This is a genomic window from Pseudomonas kitaguniensis, assembly GCF_009296165.1.
Lineage (GTDB): Bacteria > Pseudomonadota > Gammaproteobacteria > Pseudomonadales > Pseudomonadaceae > Aquipseudomonas > Aquipseudomonas kitaguniensis.
The window spans coordinates 1-16881 of the sequence record NZ_VUAZ01000123.1 but is presented as its reverse complement, the minus strand read 5'-3'; the positions used below and the strand labels follow the sequence as shown (position 1 = coordinate 16881).

At 58.9% G+C, this 16881-nt stretch carries 18 protein-coding genes and 1 pseudogene; 14 read left to right on the top strand and 5 right to left on the bottom strand.

Annotation, left to right across the window (positions count from 1 at the left end; all coding sequences use genetic code 11):
- Positions 1–123: 123 nt before the first annotated feature.
- The 13 genes from F0169_RS19735 to F0169_RS19675 all read left to right on the top strand — a co-directional run bounded on the left by F0169_RS19735 (position 124) and on the right by F0169_RS19675 (position 12632).
- Complete coding sequence (locus F0169_RS19735; protein ID WP_058412891.1) at positions 124–1389, top strand: glutamate-5-semialdehyde dehydrogenase; 1266 nt, start codon at positions 124–126, stop codon at positions 1387–1389.
- A complete protein-coding gene (nadD, locus tag F0169_RS19730) occupies positions 1386–2033 on the top strand; it encodes a nicotinate-nucleotide adenylyltransferase (RefSeq protein WP_058412892.1) in 648 nt (215 codons plus the stop codon). Before F0169_RS19735 ends, nadD begins: the two co-directional genes overlap by 4 nt.
- Before the next feature lie 69 nt (positions 2034–2102).
- Complete coding sequence (gene rsfS, locus F0169_RS19725) at positions 2103–2597, top strand: ribosome silencing factor (RefSeq protein WP_058412893.1); 495 nt, start codon at positions 2103–2105, stop codon at positions 2595–2597.
- Between the two features lie 9 nt (positions 2598–2606).
- Positions 2607–3074, top strand: a complete 468-nt coding sequence (rlmH, locus tag F0169_RS19720) for a 23S rRNA (pseudouridine(1915)-N(3))-methyltransferase RlmH (protein WP_003176297.1) — start codon at positions 2607–2609, stop codon at positions 3072–3074.
- Between the two features lie 15 nt (positions 3075–3089).
- Complete coding sequence (gene mrdA, locus F0169_RS19715; protein ID WP_058412895.1) at positions 3090–4988, top strand: penicillin-binding protein 2; 1899 nt, start codon at positions 3090–3092, stop codon at positions 4986–4988.
- Between the two features lie 31 nt (positions 4989–5019).
- Positions 5020–6123, top strand: coding sequence for a rod shape-determining protein RodA (rodA, locus tag F0169_RS19710; RefSeq protein WP_058412904.1), 1104 nt, complete (start codon positions 5020–5022; stop codon positions 6121–6123).
- A gap of 17 nt (positions 6124–6140) precedes the next feature.
- On the top strand, positions 6141–7151 hold the full coding sequence (mltB, locus tag F0169_RS19705; protein ID WP_058412896.1) for a lytic murein transglycosylase B: 1011 nt from the start codon (positions 6141–6143) through the stop codon (positions 7149–7151).
- The gene (locus tag F0169_RS19700) at positions 7151–8161 is read left to right on the top strand and encodes a septal ring lytic transglycosylase RlpA family protein (RefSeq protein WP_058412897.1); all 1011 of its coding nucleotides are present in this window, start codon (positions 7151–7153) and stop codon (positions 8159–8161) included. The genes mltB and F0169_RS19700 overlap by 1 nt, the downstream gene beginning before the upstream one ends.
- Positions 8162–8343: 182 nt before the next feature.
- Complete coding sequence (locus tag F0169_RS19695; protein ID WP_058412898.1) at positions 8344–9501, top strand: D-alanyl-D-alanine carboxypeptidase family protein; 1158 nt, start codon at positions 8344–8346, stop codon at positions 9499–9501.
- Between the two features lie 84 nt (positions 9502–9585).
- Entirely contained in the window at positions 9586–9867 is a 282-nt protein-coding gene (locus tag F0169_RS19690; RefSeq protein WP_058412899.1) for a DUF493 domain-containing protein, read from the top strand.
- The gene (gene lipB, locus F0169_RS19685) at positions 9867–10514 is read left to right on the top strand and encodes a lipoyl(octanoyl) transferase LipB (protein WP_058412900.1); all 648 of its coding nucleotides are present in this window, start codon (positions 9867–9869) and stop codon (positions 10512–10514) included. Before F0169_RS19690 ends, lipB begins: the two co-directional genes overlap by 1 nt.
- Before the next feature lie 26 nt (positions 10515–10540).
- On the top strand, positions 10541–11542 hold the full coding sequence (gene lipA / locus F0169_RS19680; protein ID WP_161936699.1) for a lipoyl synthase: 1002 nt from the start codon (positions 10541–10543) through the stop codon (positions 11540–11542).
- Between the two features lie 166 nt (positions 11543–11708).
- Positions 11709–12632 carry a S66 peptidase family protein gene (locus F0169_RS19675; RefSeq protein ID WP_152747398.1) on the top strand — a complete coding sequence of 308 codons (924 nt, stop codon included), beginning with the start codon at positions 11709–11711 and terminating at the stop codon, positions 12630–12632.
- Between the two features lie 23 nt (positions 12633–12655).
- On the opposite strand, the pseudogene F0169_RS19670 reads toward F0169_RS19675, so the two are convergent.
- The 3 genes and pseudogenes from F0169_RS19670 to F0169_RS19660 form a co-directional block, all read right to left on the bottom strand.
- A pseudogene (locus F0169_RS19670) lies at positions 12656–13431 on the bottom strand (sulfite exporter TauE/SafE family protein).
- Positions 13412–13660: a hypothetical protein gene (locus F0169_RS19665; RefSeq protein ID WP_152747397.1), complete on the bottom strand. Its 249-nt coding sequence runs from the start codon at positions 13658–13660 to the stop codon at positions 13412–13414. Before F0169_RS19665 ends, F0169_RS19670 begins: the two are co-directional and overlap by 20 nt.
- A gap of 48 nt (positions 13661–13708) precedes the next feature.
- A complete protein-coding gene (locus F0169_RS19660; RefSeq protein ID WP_152747396.1) occupies positions 13709–14056 on the bottom strand; it encodes a hypothetical protein in 348 nt (115 codons plus the stop codon).
- A 148-nt stretch (positions 14057–14204) separates the two neighbouring features.
- Here F0169_RS19660 and F0169_RS19655 point away from each other — a divergent pair, with 148 nt between their 5' ends.
- Positions 14205–15074 carry a LysR family transcriptional regulator gene (locus tag F0169_RS19655; RefSeq protein ID WP_152747395.1) on the top strand — a complete coding sequence of 290 codons (870 nt, stop codon included), beginning with the start codon at positions 14205–14207 and terminating at the stop codon, positions 15072–15074.
- A gap of 136 nt (positions 15075–15210) precedes the next feature.
- On the opposite strand, the gene F0169_RS19650 is transcribed toward F0169_RS19655, so the two are convergent.
- Both F0169_RS19650 and arfA read right to left on the bottom strand, forming a co-directional pair.
- Complete coding sequence (locus F0169_RS19650; protein WP_152747394.1) at positions 15211–16536, bottom strand: lytic murein transglycosylase; 1326 nt, start codon at positions 16534–16536, stop codon at positions 15211–15213.
- A 61-nt stretch (positions 16537–16597) separates the two neighbouring features.
- A complete protein-coding gene (gene arfA, locus F0169_RS19645; RefSeq protein WP_058415608.1) occupies positions 16598–16762 on the bottom strand; it encodes an alternative ribosome rescue factor ArfA in 165 nt (54 codons plus the stop codon).
- Positions 16763–16881: the final 119 nt, after the last annotated feature.

The window sequence follows — 16881 nt, the reverse complement described above, 5'->3', positions numbered from 1 at the left end:
CTTAATTGCCGCTGAACCTCAGGTTTTTACAGTTCATTTCAACCATCCGCCCCTCACCGCTGTCAGTCGGGCGGCGTCGCAGCTATAATCTGCCGCTTTCCTCTTTGCCAAGACTCCCCGACCATGACTGAGTCCGTTCTTGACTACATGACCCGCCTGGGTCGCGCTGCCCGTCAGGCCTCGCGGTTGATCGCCCGCGCGAGCACGGCGCAGAAGAACCGTGCCCTGTTGGCCGCTGCCGACGCTCTGGATGCTGCGCGCTCCGAGCTGGCCGCCGCCAACGAACGGGACTTGGCCAATGGCCGCGAAAATGGCCTTGAGCCAGCCCTGCTGGACCGCCTGGCACTCACGCCAGCGCGTATCGACGACATGATCGAAGGCCTGCGTCAGGTGGCCAAGCTGCCTGACCCCATCGGTGAAATCCGTGACATGCGCTACCTGCCGTCGGGTATCCAGGTCGGCAAAATGCGCGTGCCGTTGGGCGTGATCGGGATCATTTATGAGTCGCGCCCGAACGTGACCATCGACGCCGCGAGCCTGTGCCTCAAGTCCGGCAACGCCACCATTTTGCGCGGCGGTTCCGAAGCGATTAATTCCAACCGTGCCATCGCCGCCTGCATTCAGCAGGGTTTGGCCGTGGCCGAGTTGCCGGCCGAAGTGGTGCAAGTGGTCGAAACCACCGACCGCGCCGCGGTTGGCGCACTGATCACCATGCCGGAATTTGTCGACGTGATCGTGCCGCGCGGTGGCAAGAGCCTGATCGAGCGCGTGAGCCGTGATGCCAAAGTGCCGGTGATCAAACACCTGGACGGCGTGTGCCACGTGTACATCGACATCGCCGCCGATATTGACAAGGCGATCCGCATCGCCGACAACGCCAAGACCCATCGCTACGCCCCGTGCAACACCATGGAAACCCTGCTGGTGCACGCCGGCATTGCCGATCGCGTGCTGCCGCCGCTGGCCGCCATTTACCGCGACAAAGGCGTGGAGCTGCGCGGTTGCGAGCGCACCCGTGCGTTGCTCGGTGCAGACGTGATCGAGGCCACCGAACAAGACTGGTACACCGAGTACACGGCGCCGATCCTGTCGATCCGCATCGTCGACGACTTGGACGAGGCGATTGAACACATCAACAAATACGGCTCCAAGCACACCGACGCCATTGTTTCCGAGCATTTCAGCGATGCCCGGCGTTTCCTTAACGAAGTGGATTCCGCTTCGGTGATGATCAACGCCTCGACGCGATTTGCCGACGGTTTCGAGTACGGCCTGGGGGCGGAGATCGGCATCTCCACCGACAAGCTGCATGCACGCGGCCCGGTTGGCCTTGAAGGCCTGACCAGCGAGAAGTACGTGGTGTTCGGCGACGGTCATGTGCGCACTTGACGGCTAAACGCATCGGGCTGCTCGGCGGCACCTTCGACCCCGTGCACATCGGCCATTTGCGCAGTGCCCTGGAAGTGGCGGATGCCCTCGCGCTGGATGAGCTGCGGGTGATGCCCAACGCGCGGCCGCCACACCGCGATACGCCGCAGGTGTCTGCGCAGCAACGCCTGGAAATGGTACGTCTGGCGGTGGAGGGCATAGCGCCGTTGGTGGTGGACGACCACGAGCTCAAGCGTGATAAACCGTCCTACACTGTCGATACGCTGGAATTACTGCGCGCCGAGTTGGCCGCAGATGACCAATTGTTTCTGCTTTTGGGCTGGGACGCTTTTTGCGGCCTGCCCTCTTGGCATCGCTGGGAGGAACTCCTCCAGCATTGCCACATCCTGGTTTTGCAACGCCCGGATGCCGACAGCGAACCGCCGGATGCCTTGCGCAACCTGCTGGCCGCGCGGTCGGTAAGTGACCCCTTGGCCCTGACCGGGCCGAACGGGAATATTGCATTCGTCTGGCAGACCCCGCTTGCGGTGTCCGCCACCCAGATCCGTCAACTGCTGGCCAGCGGGAAGTCGGTACGTTTCCTGGTGCCTGACGCGGTCCTGGCCTACATCGATGCGCACGGGCTTTACCGTGCGTCGAACTGAAAAGGCGCGCTTGAACGCACGAACAGTCGTGCAGCGAGCGCCCGAACATACGAGCAAAACGAGTTTTATATGACCAACAAAGACGTAAGCAAAGTTAAGCGCAAAGGCACCTTCAAAAGCGCACCGTTGCCGGTTGAAGCCCACGTTGGCCCGGAACTGGCTGGCGAAGAGCTGGTAAAAGTCGCCGTGGCTGCCCTGGAAGACGTTAAGGCCCAGGACATTCAAGTGCTGGACGTGCGTGACAAGCAGAGCATCACCGACTTCATGATCATCGCCACCGGTACGTCCAACCGCCAGATCGGCGCGATGCTCGACAAGGTTCGCGAAGCCGTCAAAGCCCAAGGCGTCAAGCCGCTGGGTGAAGAAGGCAAGGGCGACAGCGACTGGGTGCTGCTGGACATGGACGACGTGATCGTTCACATGATGACCTCCAACGCCCGTCAGTTCTACGACCTGGAACGTCTGTGGAAAGGCGCCGAGCAGAGCCGTGCCGCCGACGGCAAGCACCACAACCCGGAAGTGGGCCACGCGCACTTCGACAAGCTCAACAAAGACCAGGAATAAGGAACGGCTGTGCGCCTGCGTCTGATCGCTGTCGGTTCACGCATGCCCAAGTGGGTGGAAGAAGGCTGGCACGAGTATGCCAAGCGTCTGCCCGCTGAGCTGTCGCTGGAGCTGGTGGAAATACCGCTCAACACACGGGGCAAGAATGCCGACGTGGCACGCTTTATCCGTCAGGAAGGCGAAGCCATGCTGGCCAAGGTCGGCCCCAACGAGCGTATCGTCACCCTTGAGGTGCACGGCAAACCCTGGAGCACCGAGCAACTGGCGGTGGAACTGGATCGCTGGCGCCTTGACTCGCGTACGGTCAACTTCATGGTGGGCGGCCCCGAAGGGCTGGCGCCGGAAGTGTGTGCGCGGGCGGACCAGCGTTGGTCGCTGTCGGCATTGACGTTGCCGCACCCGTTGGTAAGGATTCTGATCGGTGAACAGCTGTATCGCGCCTGGACAGTTCTGTCCGGGCACCCTTACCACAAATAATCTGCGCCCCTGCCGATGACCCAGCCGATCCGCATCAAGGACCACGAGAAAGACGCACGTCTGGTACGCGCGCGGGTGGTGTTTGGCGCTTTTCTGGTGGTCGGCTTGATCGGCGTGCTGATTGCGCGCCTGTATTTTCTGCAGGTGATCCAGTACGAGTATCACTCCACGCTGTCGGAAAACAACCGGGTGCATGTGCAACCGATTCCGCCGACCCGTGGGCTGATTTTCGACCGCAATGGCGTGGTAGTCGCCGATAACCGGCCCAGCTTCAGCCTGAGCATGACCCGCGAGCGTTCCGGCGATTGGCAGCAGATCCTCGATGTGATCGTGGAGGTGCTGCAACTGACGCCGGAAGACCGCGTGATCTTCGAAAAACGCATGAAGCAGGGGCGCCGGCCATTTGAGCCAGTGCCGATTCTGTTTGAGCTGACCGAAGAGCAAATCGCGCGGATCGCGGTGAACCAGTTCCGCTTGCCCGGTGTAGAGGTGGTGGCGCAGTTGGTGCGGCATTACCCGCAAGGGCCGCATTTTGCGCACTCCGTCGGCTATATGGGGCGGATCAACGAGAAAGAGCTGAAAAGCCTCGACCCGGTGAATTACAGCGGCACCCACCATATCGGCAAAACCGGCATCGAGCGTTTTTACGAGCCCGAGTTGCACGGCCAAGTGGGTTACGAAGAAGTCGAGACCAACGCGCGCGGCCGTGTGCTGCGGGTGCTCAAGCGCACCGACCCGGTGCCGGGCAAAGACATTGTGCTGAGCCTGGACATCAAGTTGCAGGAAGCTGCCGAGATGGCCCTCGGCGGGCGGCGTGGTGCCGTGGTGGCACTGGACCCGAAAACCGGCGAAGTGCTGGCGATGGTCAGCCAGCCGAGTTTCGACCCTAACCTGTTCGTCACCGGGATCAGCTTCAGGGCCTACGCCGAGCTGCGTGATTCCATCGACCGGCCGTTGTTCAACCGCGTGCTGCGCGGCTTGTATCCACCCGGCTCGACGATCAAGCCTGCGGTGGCGATTGCCGGCCTCGATTCGGGCGTAGTGACCGCATCGAGCCGCGTGTACGACCCCGGCTACTACATGCTGCCCAACTACGATCACAAATACCGCAACTGGAACCGCACCGGTGACGGCTATGTCGATTTGGACACCGCGATCATGCGCTCCAACGACACCTATTTTTATGACCTGGCCCACAAGCTGGGCATTGATCGGCTGGCTGCCTACATGGGCAAGTTCGGCCTCGGTCAAAAAGTCTCCCTGGACATGTTCGAAGAATCGCCTGGCTTGATGCCGTCGCGCGAGTGGAAGCGTGCAACCCGTCGCCAGGCGTGGTTCCCCGGCGAAACCCTGATTCTGGGGATCGGCCAGGGCTACATGCAGGCGACGCCACTGCAACTGGCGCAGGCCACGGCGCTGGTCGCCAACAAAGGCATTTGGAACCGCCCGCACCTGGCCAGGACCATCGAGGGCGAGAAGCCGGTCGATGAAAACCCGATCCCCGACATCGTGCTGCGCGACCCGTCCGACTGGGCCAAGGTCAACCACGGCATGCAGCAAGTGATGCACGGCGCGCGCGGCACCGCGCGCAAGGCGGCGATCGGTGCGCAGTACCGAATTGCCGGCAAGAGCGGTACGGCCCAAGTGGTCGCGATCAAGCAGGGCGAGAAATATGACCGCTCCAAGGTTCAAGAGCGCCACCGTGACCACGCGTTGTTTGTCGGCTTCGCGCCGGCCGACGACCCCAAAATAGTCGTGGCCGTGATGGTCGAAAACGGCGAGTCCGGCTCCGGTGTTGCGGCGCCAGTGGTGCGCCAGATCATGGACGCCTGGCTGTTGGCCGACGACGGCAGGCTCAAACCCGAATATGGTGGCCCCCCTTCAAGCACCGAGGTTACGGCCCGTGAAGAGTAATTTTGACCGCATCCTCTCCAGCGAAGATGTGATGCGTCGCCGCGCGACGTTGCTGCAGCGCATGCACATTGATGGCCCGTTGCTGATTCTGCTGCTGACCTTGGCCGCCGGCAGCCTGTTTGTGCTGTATTCGGCCAGCGGCAAGAACTGGGACCTGCTGATCAAACAGGCGTCTTCGTTTGGCCTGGGCCTGTTGTCGATGGTGGTGATTGCACAGCTTGAGCCGCGCTTCATGGCGCGCTGGGTGCCGCTGGGTTACGTCGCGGGCGTGTTGCTGCTGGTGGTGGTGGACGTGATGGGCCACAACGCCATGGGCGCGACCCGCTGGATCAACATTCCGGGGGTGATTCGCTTCCAGCCGTCGGAATTCATGAAGATTCTGATGCCGGCGACCATCGCCTGGTATTTGTCCAAACGCACCTTGCCGCCGCAGCTCAAGCACGTGGGCATCAGCCTTGTTTTGATCGGCGTGCCGTTCATATTGATCGTGCGCCAGCCCGACCTTGGCACCTCGCTGCTGATTCTTGCGGGCGGCGCGTTCGTGCTGTTTATGGGCGGCTTGCGCTGGCGCTGGATCCTCAGCGTGCTGGCCGCGGCAATCCCGGTGGCCGTGGCCATGTGGTTCTTCTTTATGCACGACTACCAGAAGCAGCGGATCTTGACCTTCCTCGACCCGGAGAGCGACCCGCTGGGCACCGGTTGGAACATTATCCAGTCCAAAGCGGCCATTGGCTCCGGCGGAGTATTTGGTAAGGGCTGGTTGCTGGGCACTCAGTCGCATTTGGACTTTTTGCCCGAAAGCCACACCGACTTCATTATTGCGGTGCTGGGCGAAGAGTTCGGCCTGGTGGGCATTTGCGCGCTGTTGCTGATCTATTTGTTGTTGATCGGGCGCGGGTTGGTGATCACCGCGCAGGCACAAACGCTGTTCGGCAAATTGCTCGCCGGCAGCTTGACCATGACTTTTTTTGTTTACGTTTTCGTCAACATCGGTATGGTCAGTGGCCTGCTGCCGGTGGTTGGGGTGCCGTTGCCATTCATTAGCTACGGCGGAACTTCGCTGGTGACATTGCTGTCAGCGTTTGGGGTTTTGATGTCGATTCATACGCATCGCAAGTGGATCGCACAGGTTTGAATAAGGTGAAGATGTCAATGCAAGTAATGCGCGGCTGGGCGACTCGGCATGCGTCCTGGATGGGCCTGATTGGGCTACTGGGCGCGACGCAAGAGGCGCAGGCCGGTGACTACGATGGCTCACCTCAGGTCGCCGAATTTGTCGGTGAGATGACCCGCGACTACGGTTTCGCCGGTGAACAGCTGATGGGCGTGTTCCGCGAAGCCCAACGCAAACAGGCGATCCTCGATGCGATTTCACGGCCCGCCGAGCGCGTGAAGCAGTGGAAGGAATATCGCCCGATGTTTCTTACCGATGCCCGCGTAGCGCGCGGCGTCGACTTCTGGCGTCAGCATGAAGCGGTGCTGGCGCGCGCCGAGCAGGAATATGGCGTGCCCGCCGAGGTGATCGTCGCGATTATTGGCATTGAAACCTTTTACGGCCGTAATACCGGCAGTTACCGGGTGATCGACGCCTTGTCGACGCTGGGTTTCGATTACCCGCCGCGCGCCGAGTTCTTCCGCAAGGAGCTGCGCGAATTTCTGTTGCTGGCCCGCGAGGAGCAGGTCGACCCGCTCACGCTTAAAGGCTCCTACGCCGGCGCGATGGGTTTGCCGCAGTTCATGCCGAGCAGCTTTCGCGCGTATGCGGTGGATTTCGACGGCGACGGCCACATCAATATCTGGAGCAACCCCGACGACGCCATCGGCAGCGTGGCCAGCTACTTCAAGCGCCACGGCTGGGTTGCCGGCGAGCCGGTAGTGATCCGTGCGCAGGTGACCGGGGAGCGCGCCGACGAAGGCCTGACGCAAGGAATCGAGCCGGTCAAAACGGTCGGGGAGTTGCGAGCGCTGGGCTGGTCGAGTCAGAATGCGCCACGCGACGATATGCCGGTGACGGCGTTCCGTCTCGAAGGCGAAAACGGCCCGGAATACTGGATGGGCTTGAAGAATTTTTACGCAATCACGCGTTATAACCGCAGTGTGATGTACGCCATGGCCGTGCATCAGCTGTCAGACATGCTGGTCCAAGCACGGGGCAACAAGTAATGCGGGCATCGCCGTTCCATAAACCGCTCAAGCTGGTGGCGTTTGCCGCGTTGTCCTTGCTGGTTGTCAGTTGTTCCTCCACCACTACCAGCAGCCGTGCGCCGGCGCAAAAGTCCGGCGGTGCTGTGGTTCGCGCCCAGCCGGGGCTGGACATTAACCGCGCGCACAAAGACGGCGCGCCGTGGTGGGACGTCGACGTTTCGAAAATTCCGGATGCCACGCCAACCCTGCACACCGGGGCGTACAAGGCCAACCCGTATACCGTGCTGGGCAAGAACTACTTCCCGCTGCAGGATTCCAAGACCTACGTTCAGTCGGGCACAGCCTCCTGGTACGGCACCAAGTTCCACGGCCAGAACACCGCCAACGGCGAAGTGTATGACCTGTACGGCATGAGCGCGGCACACAAGACCTTGCCGCTGCCCAGCTATGTGCGCGTGACCAACCTTGATAACAACCGCACGGTGATCCTGCGCGTTAACGACCGTGGGCCGTTCTATTCGGACCGCATCATCGACTTGTCGTACGCCGCCGCAAAAAAACTCGGTTACGCCGAAACCGGTACCGCCCGCGTGAAGGTTGAAGGTATCGACCCGGCGCAGTACTGGGCGCAACGCGGCAAGCCGGCGCCGTTGATGCTCAACGAGCCGCAAACCGCGCAACCGCAAGTAACCGCGTCAACCGGCAAGATCGAACAATGGACGCCACCGCCGGCGCAGCACGCCCCGGACACAGTCGTGGTGCCTCACGCAGCGCCGGGCGCCTCAACCGTGGGCGGGCAGTACCTGCAGGTGGGCGCTTTCGCCAACCCGGATGCGGCAGAACTGTTAAGGTCCAAGCTCAGCGGCATGGTCAAGGCGCCGGTCTTTATCAGCTCTATCGTACGTAACCAGCAGACCTTGCACCGTGTACGCATGGGCCCGATCGGTTCGCCGAGTGAAGTCGCGCAAGTTCAGAACAGTGTGCGTCTGGCCAACCTGGGGCAACCCAGCGTGGTCACCGCCGAGTAAGCAGTAAAGGCTTGATGGTTCGGGTGCGCCTGCGCGCCTGAGCCCTGGTTGTTGGCTCGTTGAACAATAAAACCCAGGGGCAAGGGGTGAGCGGGCAACCGAACACGTGACAGTCTGGAAGCGGGCTGTCTGAATAGTTTTGCCCGCGAGGGCAAGTTTCCATAAGCAATTTCGAGAGACGGATGAACATCACCACCTTAGCCAAACGCACGTGCCTGCTTCTTTCGCTGATCATCACCCCGGCCGCCTGGGCCGTTGAAATGGTGCCGGCTTCCCCGCAACTGGCCGCCAAGGCCTGGGTTCTCATGGATGCCGCCAGCGGCAACGTGCTGGTCGAGAACAATGGTGACCAGCGCCTGCCACCGGCCAGCCTGACCAAGCTGATGACCGCTTATATCGCGACACTGGAAATCCGTCGCGGCCAGATCGGCGAGAACGACCCGGTCACCGTCAGCGAAAATGCCTGGCGCACTGGCGGTTCGCGGATGTTCATCAAGGTCGGTTCGCAGGTCACTGTGAGCGACCTGCTGCACGGCATCATCATCCAGTCCGGTAACGACGCCAGCGTCGCCTTGGCCGAGCACATCGCCGGCAGCGAAGACGCGTTCGCCGACATGATGAACAAAACCGTGGCCGATCTTGGCATGACCAACAGCCACTTCATGAACCCGACCGGTCTGCCGAACCCTGAGCACTACTCGTCGGCTCACGACATGGCGATCCTGGCGCGCGCGATCATTCGTGTTGACCCGGTGCACTACGCGATCTACTCCCAGAAGGAGTTCTTCTGGAACAACATCAAGCAGCCTAACCGCAACCTGCTGCTGTGGCGCGACAAGACCGTCGACGGTCTGAAAACCGGCCACACCGACGAAGCCGGCTACTGCATGGTGTCGTCCGCCGTGCGTGATGGCCAACGTCTGATCGCCGTGGTATTCGGTACCAACAGCGAGCAGGCCCGTGCGGCCGAGACGCAAAAGCTGCTGACCTATGGCTTCCGTTTCTTCGAAACCCAAACCTTCTACCAGAAGGGTGCTGAGCTGGCTCAAGCCCAGGTATGGAAAGGCGCTACCCACCAAGTCAAGGCCGGCCTGGCCGACGACCTGACCCTGACCATGCCTAAAGGCCAGCTGAAAAAGCTGGTTGCCAGCATGACCATGAACCCGCAATTGGTTGCGCCAATCGCCAAGGGTGACGTTATCGGTAAAGTCGAAGTGAAACTCGACGACAAGGTGGTGCACAGCGCCGACCTGATCGCCCTGGACGCTGTCGACGAAGGTGGTATCTTCCGCCGCGTGTGGGATAGCATCCGTCTATTCTTCTACGGCTTGTTCAACTGATAGTGTGCACCTGCAAAGCCCCGTGTTGATCCGACACGGGGCTTTGCCCGTCGCCACGGCTTACGCTTACGAGGCCGTTACGCCATGACCGATAAAGAAGTAGAAGTAAAGGCGCCGAAGATCGAATTTCCGGTGGTGGACTATCCCATCAAGGTGATCAGCGATACCGGTGTCGGCCGTAAAGACCTGATTCTCGAGATCGTGCGTAAACATGCGACGATCAACGACCAGCGTGTGGATGAGCGATCCAGCTCCACAGGCAAATACACCACGATCCAGTTGCACATCGTTGCGACCGGTCAAGACCAGCTCTACGACATCAACAGCGAATTGCGGGCCACCGGCTTCGTGCACATGGTGCTGTGATGTCACAGGTTCTGGGCTTTCGCGAGCTCGGCCGGCTGGACTACGAGCCGGTCTGGCACGCCATGCAGCGTTTCACCAATGAGCGCGGCAGCTCGGCCCCGGATGAAATCTGGCTGGTGGAACACCCGCCGGTGTTCACTCAGGGGCAGGCCGGCAAGGCTGAGCATCTGCTGCTGCCGGGTGATATTCCGGTGGTGCAGGTCGACCGAGGTGGCCAAGTGACTTACCATGGCCCCGGTCAACTGGTCGCGTACCTGTTGCTGGACGTGCGCAAGCTTGGGTTCGGCGTACGCGACCTGGTAAGCCGCATGGAGGCTTGCCTGATCGAGCTGTTGGCCAGTTACGGCGTGACCGCCGCGGCCAAGCCCGATGCACCCGGTGTGTATGTAGACGGCGCGAAAATCGCGTCCCTCGGTTTACGCATTCGCCACGGTTGTTCCTTTCATGGCCTGGCCTTGAACGTGGACATGGACCTTGCGCCGTTTCGACGGATCAACCCGTGCGGTTACGCGGGGCTTGCGATGACCCAACTGAGCGAGCATGCCACACCGATTAAATTTGCCGAGGTAAGTGCCCGGCTGCGTGCGCAGCTCGTCAAACACCTCGACTATGCTGAGCAGACGACCCTTACGGGCGGAATCGACTGATTATGACTACTGATGCAGTGCAAACCATGATCCCGACGCTGGACATCACCGAGCGTCCTGCCCCGGCCCCGCGTGCCAAGGTGGAAGCCGGCGTCAAGCTGCGCGGCGCCGACAAAGTTGCACGCATCCCGGTCAAGATCATCCCCACGACCGAACTGCCGAAAAAACCTGACTGGATTCGCGTGCGCATCCCGGTTTCGCCGGAAGTCGACCGTATCAAAGCGCTGCTGCGCAAACACAAACTGCACAGCGTGTGCGAAGAAGCGTCCTGCCCGAACCTCGGCGAATGCTTCTCAGGCGGCACCGCCACCTTCATGATCATGGGTGACATCTGCACCCGTCGTTGCCCGTTCTGCGACGTTGGCCATGGCCGACCGAAGCCCCTGGACGTCAACGAGCCGGAAAGCCTGGCTGTCGCCATCGCCGACCTTAAACTCAAATACGTTGTGATCACCTCGGTCGACCGCGACGACCTGCGCGACGGCGGTGCCCAGCACTTTGCCGACTGCATCCGCGAGATCCGCAAGCTGTCGCCGAACGTGATGCTCGAAACCCTGGTGCCGGACTACCGTGGCCGCATGGACGTGGCGCTGGCAATTACCGCCGCCGAGCCACCGGATGTGTTCAACCACAACCTGGAAACCGTGCCACGCCTGTACAAAGCCGCGCGCCCGGGTTCGGACTACCAGTGGTCGCTGACCCTGCTGCAAAAATTCAAGCAGATGATGCCGCACATTCCGACCAAATCCGGCCTGATGCTGGGCCTGGGCGAAACCGACGAAGAAGTGATCGAAGTCATGAAGCGCATGCGCGAACACGACATCGACATGTTGACCCTCGGCCAGTACCTGCAACCGTCGCGCAGCCACTTGCCGGTGCAGCGTTTCGTGCACCCGGACATCTTCGCCTGGTTCGCCGAGGAAGGTTACAAGATGGGCTTCAAGAACGTCGCGTCCGGCCCGCTGGTACGTTCCTCGTACCATGCCGACGAGCAGGCCAAGCTGGTCAAGGCGAGCCTGGTGTCCTGATATAGATTTATATAACACCCCCCGCTCTAAAGTGGGAGTAGGTTGTGTGGGAGGCGGCTTGCTCCCGATGGCGGTTCATCAGTATCAGACGTGCTGACTGACACATCGCCATCGGGAGCAAGCCTCCTCCCACATTTCGTTCTGCGCTACACAGGGAGATCCATGGATGAACACTGCCGTACCCGCACTGCCCTCTGAAGGAACCATCGGCCTGATCGCTCCCGCCGGCCCCGCCGCACTCGATGTTGAAAAAGCCCGGCAATGGATGCGCGCCCGTGGCTACCAATTACAGATTTTCCCCGGCGTGTACGAGCGCGACGGCTACCTCGCCGGCAGCGATGAGGTGCGTCTGCGTGACCTGCACGCTGCCTTCGCCGACCCCGAAATAGATGCCATCTTCTGTCTGCGCGGCGGCTACGGCACGCCGCGCTTGCTTGATCGCCTGGACTTCGACCTGCTGCGGGCCAACCCCAAGCCGTTCGTGGGTTATAGCGACATCACCGCGCTGCACCTGGCGATCAACCGTTACGCGGGCTTCGTGACCTTTCACGGGCCGATGCTGAATGCGGACTTGCTCGGCGACAAGCAGCAGCCGACTGAATCGTCACTGTTCAGCATGCTGCGCGGCCAATTGGGCGCATGCAGTGTGCTGACGCACCCGGTGGCCTACCCGCTGACCACCCTTGAGCCTGGCATCGCCTGTGGGCGCTTGCTCGGCGGTAACCTGTCGATGATCGCGGCGTTGATGGGCACCGCTTATGCGCTCGATGCGCAAGGCATCATTCTGCTGATTGAAGACGTCAACGAGCCGCTCTACCGCATCGACCGCTTGCTCACCCAGTTGCGCCTGGCGGGCAAGCTGGCACAGATTGCCGGTGTGCTGGTGGGGGATGTATCAGGCGTGGATAACGCTGCATTGGAGCGGCTGCTGAAGCAGACCTTCGAACCGTTGCGTATTCCGGTGCTGGCTGGCTGGCGCAGCGGGCACTGTGACCCGAACCTGACCCTGCCGATGGGCGCGTTGGTGCGCCTGGATGCGGGGCAGCAACGGATGGTGCTGGAGCAGGATGTGGTGTTTAAAGCCTGTTGACTGCTTGGGCGATAGCGATTGGGTTATACAAAAATGGACAGTCCCATTCTGCCTATAAGGAATATAAGTAAGATCAAGAAGAATATTCGAATAAAGCTACTGCCGTAACGCAGTGCCAAGAAAACACCGGTCAGAGAGCCAGCCATATTGCACAGGGCGACCACGCCCCCGACCGTCCATAACACATTGCCAGACGGGATAAAAAACATAAGTGCGGCGCTGAATGTTCCCAGGTTAACCAGCTTTGCAGAGGCAGATGCATTTAAAAAGTCGAATCCGAAATACTTAACAAAAATAAAAAGTAAAAAGCTGCCGCTGCCAGGCCCGAACACACCGTCATAAAAACCAATTAATCCCCCAAAAAAATACCCAGTAAGATTTCTCTGTTTCCACACTTTATAGGGCGCCCGACAAGCCCTAGGTCTTTTTTTGCAAAGGTATAAATAGCCATGGCTATCAAGACAAAGAAAACAACATACTCCATCATTTTTTTGGGGACGAGCGACACAGAGAGTGCCCCAAGGAAGGCAAATATAAAAGCCGAAACCATAGTCGGAAGCATTAGTTTCCATATGATTTTTATTCGTTTTATATAGCTGAATATAGAAGAAAGATTGCCCGCCAAAACAGCTAGCTTATTAGTTCCAAAAACGGTGGCGAGGCTATGCCCAGGCAGGGCATGTAAGAGTGCGGGGAGCTGTACAAGTCCGCCCCCGCCAACGGCTGCATCAATCAAGCCTCCGCAGAAAGCAAAAAAACCTAACGCAATCAAGGCGTGTTCAAAATCCATATAGGGCATCCGAGTTCAGGGTTACCGTACAGCCATACGCTTGTGCTGCAGCTATAGCATGCAGGCCATGCTTCTTTTCTATCCCTCCCGCGTGCCCCATGATATAGACTTGTGCCATACGCAGGCTCCGAACATTAACGCCCAATGACGGATTGATAGCGAGAAACTTATCTTCAATATATTGAGTGACGAAATTATATGTGCGCGTATTTCGAAGCTCTGAGGCAATAGACGCCATCATGGCTTCCATTAGTGCGTTTTATGTTTAACTGAGTTCATGGCTGACTTATGTTTTAGCAACGTCGGTTTCATTCCATCCATTGAAAAATCTAAGCACCCGAGAGTCGGCGTGGTCTTTTTCAAGAAAAACGTTGAATGTGCTTTCAGCGTATGACTGAGCCTTTTGCGTAGTCGGATGGCAGAGCACCTCACGCATGGCCTCCTGAATGTCGGCTGTTTGCAAGACGTTTGCGAACACCGGCGCCCTCCGGTGGCCCTCGAATAGAGCCCTGCCGGGAATTTTCAGAGTGCCTAAATGCCTGGGCATGGCCTCAATAAAAACTTCACCAAACGCTTGCATGGATTGGTAACTATCAAGCGTGTCGAAACGACGTTGCGATGACGTTGCGCTCATGAATGTTCCTTTATCCTTGACGGTGTGTTGGGTTAATCCTGATTAAGGCGATGCGACTGAATCCAAACGCTGTAAAGTTAAAAGGCTTGAAGGGTGAATGACAAGTAACTTATACTGATTTTATGATTCACTTTAAGTGAGCAATAGAATGGAACTCTCACAGCTAACCATGTTCAAGGTTGTTGCCGAACAAGGCAGTATAGTTCGGGCGTCTGAGTTGCTGCATTGTGTTCCCTCAAACATAACAAACAGAATAAAGCTTTTAGAAAAAGAGCTGGGCGTTTCTTTGTTTACAAGAAAGGGTCGAGGGTTGGTTATTAGCCCCTCAGGGAGACTGTTTCTCGGCTATACCAATAGAATTTTATCATTGTGCCAAGAGTCTCGAAGAGCGCTGAGTCCTGACTCGGAGCCTTCTGGGATATTGAAAATTGGTGCGATAGAATCCGCCGCCACAGGCAGGTTGCCGGCGTTGCTTTCAACGTATCATCAGCACTGTCCCTTTGTACACATGCAGTTTAGTACAGGTGTCTGGTCGCAACTGGTGGGCGATGTGGTTAATGACAGGCTGGATGGCGCAGTTATTGCTGTCAATCATCATCACCCCGATATTGATCGCATTGATATTTATAAAGAGAGTCTTGTACTGATTGCTTCACCCGCCATGGGGCGAATACAAGGCCCACAAGATTTGAACGGCAAGAATATATTTATGTGGCCTGAAGGATGTCCCTACAGGAAGGCGTTGGAAGGTTGGCTGGAAAAATACAATGTCGCTACTGCCATAACAAGTATCGCCAGCTATGGCACTATTCTTGGGTGTGTAAGTTCTGGTGCAGGGTGTTCGTTGGTTCCTAAAGGCGTGTTTGACCAGTTTAAAAGTATCGGGGGTATTAACGGGTACACATTTGAAGATTTGCTGCCGGTGCAAAATTACTTCATCTGGAATAAAAATAGTGGATGTCACCGGGCGAAAGATAAGTTTGCAGCGCTGCTGATGGAGGAGTTTAAAGATGTATGAAACGCTTTTCGCTGTGTTGGCTTATATTTAATGTTTGCTGCGTGATCCATCGCGAGCAAGCCCGCTCCCACAGTGGGAATGCATTTTCCTGTGGGAGCGGGCTTGCTCGCGATGGCGGTAGTGGCCCTACGCCGATCTATTGGCTTTGCAGCGACTCAAGCAGCTTCACTGTCGGGTAACCGTCTGCTGGCCAGCCCAACGACTGTTGCGCTGCGCGAATGGCTTTGCGCGTATTGGCGCCAATAATGCCGTCCGGGTTGCCGGCGTCATAACCTTTGGCGCTGAGCGCCGTCTGCAAGTCGATACGTTGCGAGCGACTCAGCGGAAGTTCGTCTTTTGGCCAAGCGCCACGAATGATGCCGCCGCCGCCGAACCGTTCCGACAGCAAGCCAACCGCCAGCGCGTAGGACGACGAGTTATTGTACTTGAGGATTGCGCGGAAGTTATCCAGCACCAGGAACGCCGGGCCACGGTAGCCTGCGGGCAGCAGCAGGGCGGCGGACAGTTGGTCGACATTCGCTGGCAGGCTGGCGCCAGGCGGTAGCTGGATGCCGAGTCTCAGCCATTCGGCGACTGTTTTACGCATGCCGCCGTCGGCCAGCGCGTAGTCGAAGTTCGCCGGCAATTGTTGCACCTCAAAGCCCCATGGCTGGCTTTTCTGCCAGCCAGAGCTTTGCAGGTAGTGCGCGGTAGAGGCGAGGGCGTCGGCCGGGCTGTTCCAAATATCGCGGCGACCGTCGCCATCGAAGTCCACCGCGTGAGTGTTGTAGGTCGTCGGGATGAACTGGGTCTGGCCCATCGCGCCGGCCCAGGAGCCTTTCATCTGGTCGGCCTGAATGTCGCCATGCTGGATGATCTGCAGCGCCGCCAGCAATTGCGCTTGGGCAAACGCTGGGCGACGGCCTTCGTACGCCAGCGTCGCGAGGGAGCGGATCACCGAATTATTGCCCTGGAACTGGCCGAAATTGCTTTCCATGCCCCACACCGACACCAGCGCTTGGCGGTCGACGCCATAGCGTTGCTCGATACTTTGCAGGGTATCGGCGTATTTGATCAGCAAGGCTTGGCCGTTGCGCACGCGTACCGGTGACAGCGCGCCGTCGAGGTATTCCCACACCGGGCGCGAAAACTCCGGTTGGCTGCGGTCGGCGCGGATCACTGCCATGTCGGGCGTGACGTTGGCGAAGGCATTGTCAAACACGGCGGGCGTGATCCCGGCCTTCAAGGCGTCCACACGAAAGCCAGCCTGCCATTCGGCAAAGGTCTGGGTCGGTTGGATATCAAGATTGTCCACCGCCAAAGGGGCAACCACGGCGGGCGCGACGGCCGGTGCGGTCTGCAGTTTTGGCAATGGTTGAGCGTCTGCGGCGGTGGGTTTTTCGGCGCAGGCGACAAGCAAAATGAGGCTGGAGGCAGCGATCAATTGGCGAAGGTGCCAACGACGAGAAAGACTAGAGGGCATGCACAGGTCCAGGGATTACAAATCAGATGCTGACCTTATCATGCCGGAGGGGCACTTGCCTTCAAGCAGCCAGAAAGTAAGAAGCCTCCCAGCTATTAGACTGGAAGGCTTCGCGGCGGTAGCTGCCTTTGCCCTTGCCGGCGCGTTCCTGACGGCTGCGGAACAGTGGCTGGGCGATGATCGATTTGGCCTTGTTGGGGCCATGCTGGGATGGCTTTTTGCTCATGTTGAATACTCTCTCAAGGTGGGGTGAAGCGGTGCAAATCATCTGCCGAAGTTGCGCGGCTGTAAAGCCCTGCACGTTTCAGGAAATGTAAATGCGATTGAAATGTGGGAGGGGGCTTG